Source organism: Veillonella sp. (assembly GCF_018364065.1).
Taxonomy (GTDB): domain Bacteria; phylum Bacillota; class Negativicutes; order Veillonellales; family Veillonellaceae; genus Veillonella_A.
In genome coordinates, this window is sequence record NZ_JAGZMO010000010.1 from 54,633 (window position 1) to 71,433 (window position 16,801).

The window sequence follows — 16,801 nt, forward strand, 5'->3', positions numbered from 1 at the left end:
AACATATAAAAAGGCGCTGTAACAGAGTACTGCTACAACGCCACTTATATTTATTTTCATATAGCCTCAAGCTTCAATAAGTTTCCTGTTTTTCCACTTACCGCTATGCCAACGCCATACGAAGATGATGGCACGCACGCCTTCGTCGATGGCCATGGCAATCCAGATGCCTACGAGGCCCCAGCCGAGCCAGATGCCCAAAATGTAGGACAGGTTAACGGCACAGAGCCACATGCCGAACACGCCTACAATCATCGGTGTTCGAATGTCGCCGGCCGCCTGCAAACACTGCACCATGATAATATTTACGGACCGCCCGATTTCGAGGAAAATTTCTACGAACAAAATCGTTTTGCCCAGAGAAATAATCTCCGGATCATCGGTGAAGAACGCGAATATATAGTCAGACAGCAGATAGAATGTAGTGGATAGTCCAATACTGATAGCCATACCCAGCCACATGGTGCGCCATACGCGGTTGGAGATTTCATCCTCCCGGTCGGCACCGACCAAGAAGCCAACGATGATTTGCGCCGCATTGGCCAAGGCAATGGTGTACATATAACAGAACATGGAAATAATGTACGCATATACCTTCGTATTAATAACCATGATACCAAAAATGTTGACCATTTTCATAATCGTTGTCTGAGACAACTGGTAGGACAAGGTTTCCCCGCCGGACGGCACGCTAATATGCAAAAGTCGTTTCAGCGTATCCTTCGGGAATGTCTTCAAATAGGACCAGGACAGTTTAATTGGCAACTGCGTCTTGAAGAGGTAGTATACCAACGCAAGTCCTACGGCCTTACTGATCAATGTGGAAATGGACACACCGAGCACACCCATGGACGGGATGAAGGCCCAGCCGAAAATGAGGATCACATTACTGATGATGTGGAACACGTTCATTACGAAGGCTACACACATAGTAATGATTGGCAGGGAGAATCCGCGGAACGCCGCCACAAAGGCGGTATACACGCCGGTAATTGGAATACTGAAGGCTACGATACTCATGTAGAGGCTCGTTTCTTCCATAACCTCTTCCGGCACGCCCAGCCAGGCGAACAGCCAGCGATGTGACACTATTATAAACAGCGCCGCGCAGGCACTGAATACGAAGTTAAAGGCAATACTCACCGTTGTTACTTCGTTGATTTTATCGGGATTCTTCGCCCCTAAATATTGAGCGATTAAAATGGTACTGGCCGTACTCATGACGATAATCAGCATGATGAAAATATTCATGACCTGATTGGCATTTGCCACCGCCGCTACGGCTTCTTGGGAATAATGACTCATCATGAACTGGTCAATGTTCCCGATAAGCATTTGTAGGAATATTTCGATAAAAATCGGCCAGCTCAGTGAAACTACAGATAAGCTTGCGCTTTTTGTCGGAGTTCTCATACTATTCCTCGATTTTATCCAATGCTTCGTTGTTAATCAACATTTGCCAATCCTGTACGAGGCGGAACTTGGCGTTTACTTTTGCCATGTCCCAGTTTTCCCCTTCTGGGAACCAGTTAGCCGGCATGCAGGCACATTTGGCAAAGTTAATGGTATATCCCATTTTTTTGACTTCTTGAGTGGCCCACCAGGCCCCTACCGCATCACGGCCTACGAGGAATATTTCATCAAAATGAGTCTGTTCCAGCCATGTATAAATACGGTCCCAGTACTCTTTGGGGATTACACTGTCTTCCAGGCACTCCTGCAAGTTTTGGCGCGCCGCAGACATCATCTCAGGTGTTACTGTTACCATAGTATCTCCTTTCGTTCAAGTAAATGACAAACTAATAATTCACTTTTAAGTTACATCTTCGCTACTTCCGCAAAGGCTTTATCAGCCACATCCAATGTTTTTTCAATGTCTTGAGAAATATGGGATGTGGACAGGAAGTTGCTTTCGTATTGGCTTGGTGCATAGTAAATACCATGGCTCAAGCTGTAATGGAAGAATGTTTTGAACTGTTCCATATTGCAAGCGGACGCATCGTCAAAGTTGCGCACCGGTTTATCTGTAAAGAACAAGGTAAACATAGAGCCTACCGATTGTAACTGTACAGGAACCTTGTGAGCCGCCGCACGTTCTTTCAAGCCTTGGCAAAGAGCTGTTGTAGCTGCTTCCACCCGTTTAAATACAGTCGGATCCTGCTGCAACAAGGTCAATGTAACTAAACCGGCTGTCATTGCCACCGGATTACCGCTCAAAGTACCGGCCTGATAAATCGGACCGGCCGGTGCCACCTGGCTCATCAAGTCGCGACGTCCGCCAAATACTGCCATTGGAAGGCCGCCGCCTACGATTTTACCTAAGCAGGTCAAGTCAGGCTCGATGCCGTATTTTTTCTGTGCACCGCCGGATGAAGCACGGAAGCCACACATAACTTCGTCGAAAATTAAGATAGCGCCATGTTCTTTTGTTTCTTCGCGCAATGCTTCCAAAAAGCCAGGTACAGGCGGTACACAACCCATGTTACCTGCTACCGGTTCCACGATAACAGCCGCAATGGAGTCCCCTTCTTTGGCGAACAGTTCTTTCACTGCTTCAATATCGTTGTATGGAAGCGTAATTGTATCAGCTGCTACCGATTTAGGTACGCCCGGGCTGTCAGGCACACCGAAGGTAGCCAAGCCGGAGCCGGCTTTAACTAACAAGCAGTCGCTGTGACCATGATAACAGCCGATGAATTTTACGATTTTATCACGGCCTGTTACGCCGCGAGCCACGCGGAGCGCACTCATTGTCGCTTCCGTACCGGAGTTAACCATGCGGAGCATTTCCATGTGTGGCATGAATGCCTGAATCTTTTTAGCCACTTCCGTTTCAAGTAAAGTTGGAGCACCATAGCTGGTACCGCGCAATACAGCTTCCTGCAAGGCTGCAACCACTTCGGACTTCGCATGTCCAAGAATCATAGGTCCCCAAGAAAGCACATAGTCGATGTATTCGTTTCCATCGATATCGTAAATTCTATCCCCTTGCGCGGAGCTGATAAATGGCGGTTCAGAACCTACGCTGCGGTATGAACGAACCGGGCTGTTAACCCCGCCGGGCATGTAAAACTTTGCTTCCTGAAACGCATGTTTTGATTTATCTAATGTGTACATAGTTTTCTCCTTATCCTCACTCGTTCAAACTGCCACTCTTACGAACTGAACGCCATTTCGCTAAATATCATATTAACCAAGTTCAACTTCAAGCAAATCAATTCAGCTAAATAACCTCACTGAATCAACTCAGCTGATTAAACTTAATGACATTAGTTTTCTCTATTAGCGCAACCAACGTGCCACATCGATGGCATGGTAGGTAATGATAATTTTAGCGCCTGCACGTTTCATGGACGTCAATGTTTCCAACACGATGCGTTTTTCATCGATAAGGCCTTGAGCTGCCGCAGTTTTAACCATAGCATATTCGCCACTTACATTGTAAACAGCTAACGGCATATCGAAGTTGTCGCGTGCTTCGCGCACGATGTCTAAGTAGGAAAGAGCCGGTTTAATCATAATAATATCAGCACCTTCACGAATGTCCAGTTCAATTTCGCGCAATGCTTCCAAGCGGTTCGCAGGGTCCATCTGGTAGCCTTTGCGGTCGCCGAATTCAGGCGCGGAGTGAACCGCATCACGGAATGGACCGTAGTATGCGCTGGCATATTTGGCAGCGTAACTCATAATCGTTACGTTTGTAAAACCTGCTTCATCAAGAGCTGTGCGGATTGCACTTACGCGGCCGTCCATCATGTCGGATGGCGCTACGATTTGTGCACCTGCCTGCGCCTGGCTTACTGCCACTTTTGCCAATAAAGGCAATGTTTCATCGTTAAGAACTTCATGGTCTTCCACGCAGCCGCAATGACCGGTGCTGGTGTATTGGCAAAGGCATACGTCGCCAACAACTACCAATTCAGGCACTTCTTTGCGAATGGACGCAATGGCCTGCTGTACAGGCTGATTCATATCCCACGCGGAAGAGCCCTGTTCATCCTTGTATGTAGGAATGCCGAAGATTTCTACCCCTAAAATGCCAAGTGCATGTACTTCCTTCGCCATTTTAACCGCTTCATCCACGGATAAATGGTATTGGCCGGGAAGAGACTCAATCGGTTCACGAACACCTTCTCCGGGTACAACGAAAATCGGGTAGATTAAGTCTTCCACCGATAATGAAGTTTCCCGAACTAACGAACGCATAGCTGCGCTGGTACGTAAACGACGTGGACGGTATGTTAAATCTAACATAATAAGATCTCCTAACTTTACAAATAATAACAGAGCTTTATTTAAAACATATGCATCTAGTTATATATTACTACAAAATTATCTATTTCTTGTAACCTAATTTGGTCACATTTGCTCTCTGCAACTTTATTACAATACATAAAGCCGTATTGCTCAATACAACTTTATTAAGCTGCATTGCTGAATGCGCCTTTATTTAGCCGCATCGGCTTGAATGGTTTCCACCAAAGCCGGAATGGTATGAACTTCGCTGATCAGCTCAGGTTCCAATCCCTGTTCCACACAAGTGGCCGCCGTAATCGGCCCGATGCAGGCAATGGTAGCGCGTTTCAGCAAGTCTTTGCCTTCACTGCCCAAGAGCTGCAATGTGTTGGTTACGGTAGACGAGCTGGTAAATGTCACGTAATCTACCTCATCATTAGCCAAGGCGTTTTTCATTACCTCCGCTTGCGAATCATCCAATAAGGTTTCATAAATGCGAGCCACATGGACGTTAAAGCCCGCTTCACGCAATCCTTCCGGAATAACGGCACGAGCCTTCATCGGCTGAACGAGTAAAATGTCTTCATCGGTGGAGGCCGTTTCTTTTAGAGCGGTTACTACCGATTCGCCTTTGTAATCTACGGGCACAATATCGGCACGCAAGCCATGAGCCTGCAACGCTTTCGCCGTACCTGTACCGATGGCACAGATGCGCACATTTCCAAGAATACGGCTGTCTTTGCCCAATTTCCAAAGAAGGTCAAAGAAGTAGCGCACACCTTCACCGGAGGTAAACACAACAACCTTATACGCGTCAAAGTTCTGAATCATAGATTCGATTTCGTCAGTCAGCGCTACCGATTGTGTCTTAATGGCGGCCGCTTCAATCACACGGGCCCCCAATTTCTCCAATTCTTCGGTCAACACGCTGGCTTTTGCACGAGCGCGCGTAACCATAACGGTTTTCCCGAAGAGCGGTTTATTATCGAACCAGCGAAGAGATTCGCGGTATTTTACAACTTCACCTACAACGATTAACGCAGGCGGACGCAAGTTGGCTTTCGCCACATCGTCCACTACATGTTCCAGTGTGGACACTACGGTTTCCTGCTCCGCTTTCGTCCCCCAACGAATCACCGCCACCGGCGTATCTTTAGAGCGACCGAATTCAATGAGTCGTTGTGAAATGGTTGGCAAATTCGATACGCCCATAACAAATGTTACTGTATCAACGGACGTAGCGAGCCCCTGCCAATGAATACCGGACGCATCTTTTGATGGATCTTCATGGCCCGTTACGATGGCAAAAGATGTAGCCACTGCACGCTGCGTTACAGGAATCCCTGCATAGGCCGGCGCGGAAATGGCGGACGTAACACCCGGTACAAATTCGAATGGAATCCCCGCTTCCTTCAATGCCAACGCTTCTTCGCCACCGCGGCCGAATACGAGTGGATCCCCACCTTTAAGGCGTGTAACCACTTTGCCCGCTTTGCCGAATTCAACCAACATGTTGTTTATTTCAGTTTGTTTAAATGTATGATTTTTGCACTGTTTGCCTGCGTAGATGATTTCCGCATCACTCTTGGCCCAACGCAATAAGCGTTCATCCGCCAAATAGTCATACACAATCACATCTGCTTTGGCAATGCATTCACGGCCCTTAACCGTAATCAGCTTATAGTCGCCGGGGCCTGCACCGACCAGGTACACGATCCCGGACGCATTCTGCTTCATGTCTGTCATTTTAAAATTCCCCGCTGAATAAGATCCTCTATAATATGCTTGCCGCCTTCTTCATAAAGCGCCTTCGCTAAATTTTTCCCAATAATTTCCGCCGTTTGGCATGGGCCGGTCATTTCCCCTTCGTAGCAGTTTTTGCCGTCCAAGGATGAAATGAGAGCTTTAATGGTGAGTTGTCCTTTGTGAATGGTGCCGTGAACCCCCATAGGTACCTGGCAGCCACCTTCCAATTGGCGCAGGAAGCTTCGTTCACCCATAGTGCACCAACGAGTTGCTTCATCGTTGAGCGGTTTCAACATGTCCAGCATTTCCTGATCGTCGCTGCGGCATTCAATAGCCAGCGCGCCTTGACCAACAGCCGGAATCATCTCATCAACGGTGAATACCTGCGTAATATATTCTTCCAATCCCAAACGAGTTAAGCCCGCTTCTGCCAATACGATGGCGTCAAAGTTTTCTTCCTCCAGTTTGCGCAAACGAGTCTGCACATTGCCACGGAGCATCTGAATATCCAAATCAGGACGTTGATGCAGGAGTTGTGCCTGACGGCGCAAGCTGCTGGTGCCCACTTTGGCTCCCTGTGGCAAATTATCTAAAGTCTTATACTTTGGCGATACCAATACGTCCGATGCGGTGGCACGCTTTGTAATGGCCCCCAACGTCAGGCCTTCCGGCAAGTCCGTCGGCATATCTTTCAAGCTGTGTACAGCCAGGTCGATGTCCTTCTTGTACATAGCCTGTTCCAATTCTTCAGTGAAAAGGCCTTTACCGCCGATAGCCGCCAACGGCTTTTCTAAAATGCGGTCGCCCTTGGTACTGTGATGTACCAGTTCAATGGAGCAATCAGGATATAACTTCTTTAACTCCGCCGCCACAAACTCAGCCTGCCATAAAGCAAGGGCGCTGCTGCGTGTTCCTATGCGAATATGTGTTCTCATCTGATTACTTCTCCTTTTCCAAGTCAAACATGTCATGGAATAATTTCCAATATTCCTGCTCTTCTTCTTTGCCGGCAATTTCACCGAAGCGAATCATCGGCTCGCGCAGGAGCTTGCGCACTAACATGCGCGACATATTATCCATAATTTTTTTGGTCTTTTCATCCGCGTCCGGCAACTTGGCCATGGCGCGATGTAGTTCCCGCTTTCTCATGCGTTCCGCCTTGTCGCTGAGAAGAACCATCATAGGGCGAACAGATAAGTACTGCAATTTCTGTTCAATTTCTTCCACAGCATCGTCGATAATAGGAGCCGCTTTTTCCGCCTCTTTTGCGCGCTGTGCCTTATTGGCTTCCACCACGCTTTCAAGCGCGTCAATGTTGAAGAGGTACACCCCTTCCACCTGTGCCACATCCGGCTCAATATCGCGAGGCACCGCAATATCAATCATAACAATCGGGTTATTTTTACGACCGGCTGCAATTTTTTCCGCCGCCGATGCGTCAATGATGTAGTGAGGGGCGCCGGTAGATGTAATGATAATATCTGCCGTTGCCGCTTCATCAATATAGTTGCCAAAGTTAACGGCTACGCCGCCAAAGCGCTCCGCTAAAATCTTTGCTTTATCGAAGGTACGGTTTGACACGAAAATGCTCTTAACGCCCTTCGCCTGTAAATGGGTGGCTGTAAGTTCGCTCATTTCGCCGGCACCTAAGATAAGAACCTTCGCTTCACTAAGCGGTTTGTTGAGGCAGTCTTCCGCCAAATTTACCGCCGCATAGCTTACAGATACCGGCGTGTTCGCAATACCTGTTACGGTGCGAACCTTTTTACCCACACTGATTGCTTTCTGGAAAATGATATTGAACACAGGTCCCGTCAATCCGCGGCCGTATGCTGTAATATAAGCCACTTTCAACTGGCTTAAGATTTGACCTTCCCCCAGAACTAAGGAATCAAGGCTGGCCGCTACATTGAAGAGATGCTCCATTAAATCGGATCCTTCGTAAAGGAAGAACCAACTTTCGTCCACTTCCGTTGCATCAAGCTCTTTTAAATGGCATAAAAGTTCCAGCATGAATTTTTTAGGGTCAGCCACATCTTCGATAACGGCGTACAATTCCGTGCGGTTACATGTGGAGAGAACTACACATTCCGACACCTGCTCATGTTCGTATACGTGGTTGAGCGCTTCGCCCAACTCCGATTTATCGAAGGAAAACTGCTCCCGCACATGTACGGGGGCACTTCTATGATTTAAGCCCAATACTACTAATTGCATCTTTTATCTGTTCCTCCACTCTTTTCCACTGTCCGGACAATATTAATTCCATTGCCTCTGTATCTAACTGCTTCTGCCAGAAAACTTCCCGTTCACCCGGCGTAGGCAGTAGCTCTTTCACTTGCCTTCTAAGTTGCACCAGTTCCGGCAACACCGTTTCCACCGGCTTATACCGCGCCATCATATCCTGTTTTAGCAAACGGTTGAGGCGGGGACTGGCAGATCCGGTCATAATGCTGATAACCAAATCGCCCATCACCAGCGACGCAGGGAATGTAAAATCACAATCACTCTGCACATCGGCCCGGTTGATAAAAGCCCCTTTGCGCCGTCCATCTGCAGCGGCCGCTTCATTGACCGCCTTATTGTCGGTGGCAATCACAACAAATTGAGGAGAACCCAACAGTTCTCTGCTGTAAGGCTTTTTATATAACATCAATCGGCCTTCCAATGCCCACTGCGCGATTGCATCAGTTACATGCGGGCTGATAACGGTAATCTGTGCACCTTCGTCCAGAAGCAGGCGAATCCGGCGCTCACTAACCTTGCCGCCGCCTACCACCGTACATGCACGGCCGTTCAATCGAAATCCCATTGTTATCATATAGTTCCCCCTCATTGAAGGCATACACGCGTATATAAGTAACATTCAAAAAAATTTGCCACACACAACAAATTTCCGTGACACTTATATAATTAATTCTTGTTCCGGCAAATTTTACTTAAAACCGTATATTGAAGTAACTTTTACTGAAATATCAAAAACGGCTTGAGACACTCAAGCCGATTGATAGTTTCTATGTTTAATTATTTTTCGTTTGTTGTTTCGTCTGCTGCGTCCTGTTCATCAGAAGTTTCAGGCGCTACAAAGTCATCGCTGCCTTCCGAAGCTGCTTGAGTTGCTTCTTCTGCATTCAACAAGGAGAATTCCATATCTGCAGTTTCTACAGGCACTTTGCTTTCACCTAATACGCAACCGTCCAACAATTGAAGTTGAGAAGTCAGGATAGACTCCATTTTTGCCTTGAATACGGCAATTTCATTGCGCATAACGGCATATTTTTCTTGGCCTTCGCGCAAGGAACGTTCTGCATCTTCAAGAATCTGTTTGCGTTGTTGATCCGCTTCCTGAATAATAAGATCCGCTTCTTTACGAGCGGCGGATTTTACACTTTCGCCGGTTTCTTGAGCCAAGACCAAGGTGTTATTCATTGTTTCTTCCATTTGCTCGTACTGAGCCAAACGTTTTTCAAGCTGTTCAATCTTGTCAGTCATTTCACGGTTGTCGCGATACAATACTTCATAGTCATGAACTAATTCGGACAGAAAAGCATCTACTGCATCAGTGTCATAACCGCGAAAGCCCTTTTCAAACTCCTTATTATGAATATCCATTGGTGTAATCATAGTCTTATCCCTCCTAATTACATGAATCGCTTAAGGTAGACACCTATACGGCCTTTACGGGACGTACCGGTAATTTCCTCAATCTTCATTCGTCCTCGCCCACGGAGTGAAATAATGTCACCCTCTTTTACTTCCTGTGCCGGACCTTTGGCAGGTTGCCAGTTAACTTGTACAAGCCCTGCATTAATAGAGCTTACCAGTTTCGTACGCGACACGCTGAAGCCCGAGGAGGCTACTGCATCTAAACGCAGCGAAGCCACGGTGGTGCGAATTTCTTTTATCTTTTCTTCTTTAGGGACAATCTCGTCCAGCGACATATCGTCCACTGACACCGATACCATGGCAATCTTGGTGAAGTTCTGTTTTACATAATCAGCCATGGCGCTGTCCACAATAAGCTGTGCGCCGCCGGTCTGCATAATAATATCACCAAAATGTTCACGTTCAATGCCGAGGCCCATCAAGGAGCCCAGTACATCGCGGTGTGTTAATAGACGAAAACGCGGGTCCCAGGATATTTTTAAGGCCTGTACACCAAAATCCACAGTACCTTGAAAATCGTTGTCTATAAAAGCGACGCGCAATCGTTCCGCCCCTTCATAGCCGCCTTCAAAAGCGACGCGAATTTGCGGTAGATTGGCTTTAATGGCATCGGCAATTACGAGGCCTGCCGGGGACATGAATTCGGTAACGCGATACGGTCTGCCCGCCACTACCTGTTCCGCCAAATCAAGCATACGTCTTGCCTGTTCGCCATTTCCTGACGCTTCAAAATATCGTATTAATTTTTCTCTGTCTTTCACACTATCTTCCTAACTATTTTTTACCTAATTCTAAAGATCGTTCATAGCATGCTACTACGCCATCCTGGATAGCGGAGCGTAAGCCGCCCTTCTCCATGGCGCCGATACCGGCAATGGTAGTACCGCCGGGAGAGGTAACCTGATCGCGCAATACGGCCGGATGAGCACCGGTCTTGAGAGCCATGAGGCCTGCGCCGTACAATGTCTGTGCCGCCGCTTTGATAGCCACCTTTCGAGGCAATCCGATACGTACCCCTGCATCAGCCAATGCATCCATGATGACAAAGGCATAGCCCGGGCCGGCGCCGGAAATCGCGCTGAGGCGGTCCAAGTCGGCTTCAGACACAACGACGGCTTCACCGATGGCACCGAAGAGGTCCACTACCTGATCCGTCAAGTTCACTGTTGCTTTCGAGCCGCCCGCAATAGCGGTCAAACCCGCTCCTACAGCTACCGGTGTATTCGGCATAGTGCGATACCACACCGCTTCAGGCACCCAGGATTCTAAAGATTCCAGGGTAATGCCGGCTGCTACGGAAATACAAACAGTTTCTGCTGAAATTCCCTTTATTTGTTGTAATATAGTTGGCAATACTTGTGGTTTTAACGCCCAAATAATTGTGTCAACTGTACTTAAATCAGGAATCTTCGTTGTTACGGTTACACCCAATTCTTCAGTCAACTCGGTAGCGTGCATGTCGGATTTTACTACAACATATGTTGTTTCCTTTGTCAGTAAACCGTTCTTAATGGCACCGCGCAAAATAGCGCCGCCCATGGCTCCGGCACCAACAAATAAGGTCTTTCCAAACATATTAGCCTCCTGTATTCAGTATATACATCTATTTGAGCCTATGTAGCTGAGACGCCTCTTATAGTTGAGGTTCTTTCCAAGCTAATGTTTCCGACAAATCTGCATAGTTTTTGTCAGTTGTATCAACTGTTACGTTGGAAGGTACACAAATGTAGATTTTTTCCCCGATTTTTCTGAATGTGCCGTCCAATGCATATGTTGCACCGCTTACGAAGTCGATAATGCGGGCAGCATGATGTGCATCAGTCTGCTCAAAATTAATAACTACAGGACGCATATCGCGTAATTGATTCGCAATATTTTCAGAATCTTTTTCATAATCTACCGGTTCAATAATAACCACTCTCATTGCAGTTGAACGTTGTGCCACTGTATTATACCCTCCTGGTCTTGCCGCGCGGAATGCGGAATTATTAGTTGCTGTACTAGCCGGTGCTACTTGCTCAGGCTCTTCATATTCTACTTCATCGCCATCTTCATAGACTTCATCTTCATCATACTCGTTGTCATTCGTATTAATTCTGAACATGTCTAACAGTTTTTTAAACCAACTCATCAATGTATCCTTTCACGCGTTAAAAGTAAACGCGATTTCCAAATATGGCTGTGCCAACGCGAATTATATTTGCTCCTTCCTCAAGGGCCACTTCAAAGTCATGAGTCATTCCCATAGAGAGATACTCGATTTGCCCTTCAGGAAACTGTTGTTTCATATCTTCAAATAAAGTATGAGCAACCTTAAAAATAGGTCTTGCCTCTTCCGGATCATCAAAGAAAGGAGCCATACACATCAGTCCCTTGACAGATACATGAGATAAGGTCTTGCTGTGAGCAATAATCTCCGGTAACATTTCAACATCCATACCGGTTTTGCTTTCTTCTTTAGCTACATTTACTTGAAGTAAAATTTGTTGAATTCTATCATTCTTTGTTGCTACTTTTTCAATTTCATTCAGCAGTTTAATACTGTCCACCGAGTGAATCAGTGTAAATAACGGCACTGCCTGCCGCACTTTATTCATTTGTAAATGGCCGATTAAGTGCCAATGTATGTCCGGACCATTATAGGTCATTATCTTCTCTTTGGCTTCCTGCACCCTGTTCTCCCCAACAGCCGTAATGCCCAGGCGAGCGACTTCTTCTACTGCCGACACAGGATGATTTTTCGTAACAGCCAGCAATTGAACGTGATCCGTTCTACCGGCTTTAGCCATCGCTGAATCAATACGGGCCTTGACTGCAGCTAATGCCTGTTCAATCATTGCCTACCTCCCACATGCTTTAATTCTGATTTTTGCATGCTTTTAAAATTACTTTCATGCGTTCTTATTATAATATATTCACAGATTGATGTATAGGCATTTATATACATTTATCCACATTTTATCCACATTTGCGCCCCGACTAAATGATTTTAAACGCCCATTATGAATTATTTATGTAAACTCAGCATGGCGAACAGTCCCATGCGCCCCGTTTTACCATTTTCCCGGCGGTATGAATAACAGCCCGGCGAGGTCATAGTGTCAGTGCCGGATACGGTAATTTGCCGCAATGGTACGCCTGCATCAAGTAAATCATGAACGATGAACTGCTGTAAATCGACGCGCGGCGTCTTAATCCCTTTGTCCTCGCGCAATTTGTAATACACAATATCGTCAGGCCGCCATGTTTCCTTGCGAAATTGTTCCGCCAATGTTTCGCTCACTTCAAAGGAGTCCGACTGAATAGACGGCCCCAGGTACACATAACAGTCTTCCGCCTGTGTGCCGAATGCATTGCGCATCGCTTCCAGCGTAATAGGCGGCAAGTGTCCGATTGTACCGCGCCAGCCCGCATGAATAACGGCGATGGCGTGCTTTCTGGAGTCATAGATAAGCACGGGCACACAATCGGCAATGAGCAGCACGAGCGGTGTTTTCGGCATGTTCGTAATCATGGCGTCACTGTCGGGAATCGCCTTAATCATGCTGGTAGAACCGTCACCGCGGTTAAATTCCGTTATCTGCGCCACCGACAATCCGTGCACCTGCTTCGCAAAGGTCAATTCTTCCACATCCACGCGCAGTAATTTTGCCAAGCGGCGCCGATTTTCCACGACCGCCTCTACCTGATCATCCACATGAAGTCCCAGATTAAAAGAATCAAACGGCTTCTTGGAAACGCCGCCGAAGCGTCGCGTTACGCCATGCATTAAAGGGAATCCCGTCAGCATAGCGGCCGACTCAAAGTCAAACGGTCGCCCCGGAAAGCCGCCGCCTTCTCTAATTATTGTCCGATTCAGGGGTTGCATTACATTCACCTCCATTGGTATCACTACATACGCCGCAGCGTTTACAGCCGTCCTGACAAGGAGCTGTATAGACTTCGTTCAAGCTGCGCCGCCATTCATTAGCCAAGTATGATTCATTAAGTCCCATGTGGAGAATACTCCAAGGTTGCACCGCGTCGAGAGCGCGTTCGCGATAGAGTTCATCTTCTTCGTTGTAACCCAAATCGCGGCAGGCGTTTTTAAAGCTTTTCGGCCCGCCCTGCTTCACCGCTTCAACGAGTACAGCGCCCAGCCGGCGGTCACCGCGGGCCAACACGGCTTGCACATAGGCTTCGCGCGGCGACTCCACCAGGACTTCAATGTGACGATTTTTCTGTAAGGATTTCTTTATATAATTAAGCTTTTTGCGAATTTCTTTCTGATCTGCCATAGGCATCCATTGAAATGGTGTAAAGGGCTTCGGAATAAAAGGATTCACGCTTAATGTGAGGCGACCTTTGCAGCCGTCCCGTTCCATACGGGCGTACACGGCGTTCGCCATCTGCACAATCGCTTCAATGTCCGCCTGTTCCTCCGTAGGAAGGCCCACCATAATATAGAGGCGAATATGCGGTATGCCCGCCTTGGCAGCCAAGTCCACCGCTTTAAACAGCGATTCATCCGTAATGCCTTTATTAATCACCCGGCGCAACCGTTCGCTCCCCGCTTCCGGCGCTACCGTGACCGTCTGCTGTCCGCTGGCGGCCAAGCCTTGCACTACATCTTCCGTCAAGGAGTCGGCTCGAAGTGACGCACAGGAATAGCGTAGTCCTTTAGAGCGAATATATTGCACCAGCTCATCAATTTGCGGGTAATCGGAAATGGCTGCCCCCATGAGGCCCACTTTCTTTCCCAGAGCCGCCGCCCGGTCCACACCGGCTTTCAAATCATCCAGAGGCCGTACGCGAGGCTTGCGATAGCAATAGCCGGCCATGCAGAATCGGCAGTGACGGCCGCAACCGCGTGCCACTTCCACGATGTACATGGCGCCGAATTCAGTAAAGTCCGTATGCACTACGGTTTCCCCAACGGTTTCGAGCGGTCGCCAATGCCGATGAACTGGTTTCGGTGTTCCTTCATAACCGGAAAAACGACCGTATTCATCATACTTCGGCGTGTAAAACTCCGGCACATAGACGCCGTCCAAATTATGCAGGTCTTCCAGGATTTCGGAGCGCAGAGCCCCTCGTTCCCGTCCCGTTTCCACGACATTCAATATTTCACTCATAAGCCCTTCCCCTTCACCGATGAGAAAGGCGTCAAAAAAATCTGATATAGGTTCCGGATTAAACGTGGCACAAGGACCTCCGGCAATTACAATAGGATCCCGCTCGATACGATGCTTGCGCAGCACCGGAATATGCCCTAACTCAAGCAGCACGGGAATATTGAAGTAATCCATTTCAAACGTTACATCCATCCCCACCACATGACATTCGTTGAGTGGTCGTTGGGTTTCGATGCTCATAAGAGGCAATCGATATTTTTCATAAGCGGCCAAATCTTTATGGACCGGTAAAAAATATCGCTCCGCACAACTTTGAGGGCGACCATTAATTTCTTCGTAAATAATCTGCATCCCCAAATTGCTCATGCCCACAAAATATGTATTCGGATATACCAATCCCACTTTATAGGGTTTATGCGGATTAAAGTCGATGCGACTTTGTTCATTCGCACGCAATGAGCGCAGCGAATTTATAATCTCATCACGACTCATAAGTCGCCTCCTTTATTACACCTTTTGAATATATCCTTTATTTTTTATTATACGTCAAATTTACATTGATAGTCCACCTTTACAGGTTGACAAAGCGCATGTATACAAGAAAAACTTATAGGCTCTAAAAAACTAATTCATGCTAAAGAAAATTATGCATATCCAAAACTTCCGCTAGCAAAAACTTGAACATACAGAGGCTTACACATACAAAAAAGAGGCCGCAGACTTATGTCTGCCGCCTCTATAAGCAACGTTACCAACTACATAGCAATGTTACTGAATGCTGCGAATATTATTCAGCTAATAATTTTTCGATATCAGCTTTCATTTCTGCCGGTTCAACGTTGGATTCGTAACGGCCTACTACTTCACCTTTGCGGTTGATCAAGAATTTAGTGAAGTTCCATTTAATGGAATCGCCTTTTAAGAATTCAGGATATTCTTCTTGTAAGAAATCCATGGATTCTACGTGATTGCCGTGGAAACCTTTGAAGCCCTGTTCCTTAGTTAAGTATTGGAACAAAGGAATCGCGCCAGCGTCGCGAACTTCAGTTTTGCCCATTACAGGGAATGTTACACCGTAGTTCAATTTGCAGAAATGTTGAATTTCATCGTTGTTGCCAGGTTCCTGTTCTTCGAACTGGTTGGAAGGAACTGCGATTACAGTAAAGCCTTTGTCTTTGAATTCTTTGTATAAAGCTTCCAAGCCTTCGTACTGATGAGTAAAGCCACATTTACTTGCTGTGTTGGCAATAATCATTACTTGACCTTCAAAATCCTTTAAGGATACGTCATTACCTACTTTATCTTTTACACTATATTCATATACGCTCATAATAGCCTCCTGTAATTTAACAATTCTTAACCGTCAATTCGCGGTTAAGTAATTTCTTTAAGACTTATACCCCTATTATATATGATATGTCGAAAAAAATCAATTAGATTGTCAACAATTTAATTTTGCGTGGTGTTTATTTTTCTCAAAGGAAAGAAAAAGCTCAGCCGGAGCTGAGCTTTTCTATGTAAAGGTAACACTTTACCATTCTATACAATTATACTGTATAGCTCTATCGGCTCATATTACAGAAAACTCTAAATATTAAGCTTCAATAGCAGTTACAACACCGGCACCTACTGTGTGGCCACCTTCGCGAATAGCGAAACGTAAACCTTCTTCAACAGCGATTGGAGTGATCAATTCGATTTCCATAGTGATGTTGTCGCCAGGCATACACATTTCTGTGCCTTCCGGTAATTGGATAACGCCGGTTACGTCAGTTGTACGGAAGTAGAACTGTGGACGGTAGTTGGAGAAGAATGGAGTATGACGGCCACCTTCTTCTTTAGTCAATACGTAAACTTCGGCTTTGAATTTAGTGTGTGGATGAATGGAACCCGGTTTAGCCAAAACTTGACCACGTTCGATGTCTTTACGGTCAACACCGCGAAGAAGTGCACCAACGTTGTCGCCTGCTACTGCAGAGTCCAAAGTTTTGCGGAACATTTCAAGACCGGTGATAACATAGCTTTCAGCTTTTTCTTTA

The 16,801-nt window shown here is 46.7% G+C and carries 17 protein-coding genes; all 17 read right to left on the reverse strand.

Features of this window, described 5'->3' with window-relative positions; genetic code table 11:
- Positions 1–66: 66 nt before the first annotated feature.
- Positions 67–1,413: an MATE family efflux transporter gene (locus tag KHZ77_RS09030; RefSeq protein WP_295198126.1), complete on the reverse strand. Its 1,347-nt coding sequence runs from the start codon at positions 1,411–1,413 to the stop codon at positions 67–69.
- Position 1,414: 1 nt separating this feature from the next.
- Positions 1,415–1,768, reverse strand: a complete 354-nt coding sequence (locus KHZ77_RS09035) for a hypothetical protein (protein ID WP_295198129.1) — start codon at positions 1,766–1,768, stop codon at positions 1,415–1,417.
- 50 nt (positions 1,769–1,818) lie between these two features.
- Positions 1,819–3,117: a glutamate-1-semialdehyde 2,1-aminomutase gene (hemL, locus tag KHZ77_RS09040; protein ID WP_295198132.1), complete on the reverse strand. Its 1,299-nt coding sequence runs from the start codon at positions 3,115–3,117 to the stop codon at positions 1,819–1,821.
- Between the two features lie 165 nt (positions 3,118–3,282).
- The gene (gene hemB / locus KHZ77_RS09045) at positions 3,283–4,254 is read right to left on the reverse strand and encodes a porphobilinogen synthase (RefSeq protein WP_295198135.1); all 972 of its coding nucleotides are present in this window, start codon (positions 4,252–4,254) and stop codon (positions 3,283–3,285) included.
- 192 nt (positions 4,255–4,446) lie between these two features.
- Entirely contained in the window at positions 4,447–5,973 is a 1,527-nt protein-coding gene (gene cobA, locus KHZ77_RS09050) for a uroporphyrinogen-III C-methyltransferase (RefSeq protein ID WP_295198169.1), read from the reverse strand.
- 5 nt (positions 5,974–5,978) lie between these two features.
- Positions 5,979–6,917, reverse strand: a complete 939-nt coding sequence (gene hemC / locus KHZ77_RS09055; RefSeq protein WP_295198138.1) for a hydroxymethylbilane synthase — start codon at positions 6,915–6,917, stop codon at positions 5,979–5,981.
- A gap of 4 nt (positions 6,918–6,921) precedes the next feature.
- On the reverse strand, positions 6,922–8,199 hold the full coding sequence (gene hemA, locus KHZ77_RS09060) for a glutamyl-tRNA reductase (RefSeq protein ID WP_295198140.1): 1,278 nt from the start codon (positions 8,197–8,199) through the stop codon (positions 6,922–6,924).
- Entirely contained in the window at positions 8,168–8,803 is a 636-nt protein-coding gene (locus KHZ77_RS09065) for a bifunctional precorrin-2 dehydrogenase/sirohydrochlorin ferrochelatase (protein ID WP_295198142.1), read from the reverse strand. The genes hemA and KHZ77_RS09065 overlap by 32 nt, the downstream gene beginning before the upstream one ends.
- Before the next feature lie 203 nt (positions 8,804–9,006).
- Positions 9,007–9,606, reverse strand: a complete 600-nt coding sequence (locus KHZ77_RS09070; protein WP_295198145.1) for a DivIVA domain-containing protein — start codon at positions 9,604–9,606, stop codon at positions 9,007–9,009.
- A gap of 17 nt (positions 9,607–9,623) precedes the next feature.
- Complete coding sequence (locus KHZ77_RS09075) at positions 9,624–10,409, reverse strand: YlmH/Sll1252 family protein (RefSeq protein WP_295198147.1); 786 nt, start codon at positions 10,407–10,409, stop codon at positions 9,624–9,626.
- A 13-nt stretch (positions 10,410–10,422) separates the two neighbouring features.
- Positions 10,423–11,223 (reverse strand): pyrroline-5-carboxylate reductase, encoded by an 801-nt coding sequence (gene proC / locus KHZ77_RS09080; protein WP_295198149.1) that lies wholly within the window; start codon positions 11,221–11,223, stop codon positions 10,423–10,425.
- A 58-nt stretch (positions 11,224–11,281) separates the two neighbouring features.
- Positions 11,282–11,779 carry a cell division protein SepF gene (sepF, locus tag KHZ77_RS09085; protein WP_295198151.1) on the reverse strand — a complete coding sequence of 166 codons (498 nt, stop codon included), beginning with the start codon at positions 11,777–11,779 and terminating at the stop codon, positions 11,282–11,284.
- Between the two features lie 19 nt (positions 11,780–11,798).
- Positions 11,799–12,485 carry a YggS family pyridoxal phosphate-dependent enzyme gene (locus KHZ77_RS09090; RefSeq protein ID WP_295198154.1) on the reverse strand — a complete coding sequence of 229 codons (687 nt, stop codon included), beginning with the start codon at positions 12,483–12,485 and terminating at the stop codon, positions 11,799–11,801.
- A 170-nt stretch (positions 12,486–12,655) separates the two neighbouring features.
- Positions 12,656–13,516, reverse strand: a complete 861-nt coding sequence (gene pgeF / locus KHZ77_RS09095) for a peptidoglycan editing factor PgeF (protein ID WP_295198156.1) — start codon at positions 13,514–13,516, stop codon at positions 12,656–12,658.
- The gene (locus tag KHZ77_RS09100) at positions 13,488–15,254 is read right to left on the reverse strand and encodes a radical SAM protein (protein ID WP_295198159.1); all 1,767 of its coding nucleotides are present in this window, start codon (positions 15,252–15,254) and stop codon (positions 13,488–13,490) included. Before KHZ77_RS09100 ends, pgeF begins: the two co-directional genes overlap by 29 nt.
- Positions 15,255–15,549: 295 nt before the next feature.
- Positions 15,550–16,092 carry a glutathione peroxidase gene (locus KHZ77_RS09105; RefSeq protein ID WP_295198162.1) on the reverse strand — a complete coding sequence of 181 codons (543 nt, stop codon included), beginning with the start codon at positions 16,090–16,092 and terminating at the stop codon, positions 15,550–15,552.
- Positions 16,093–16,356: 264 nt separating this feature from the next.
- On the reverse strand, positions 16,357–16,801 hold a 445-nt coding region (locus tag KHZ77_RS09110), incomplete at its 5' end, for an EF-Tu/IF-2/RF-3 family GTPase (RefSeq protein WP_295198165.1).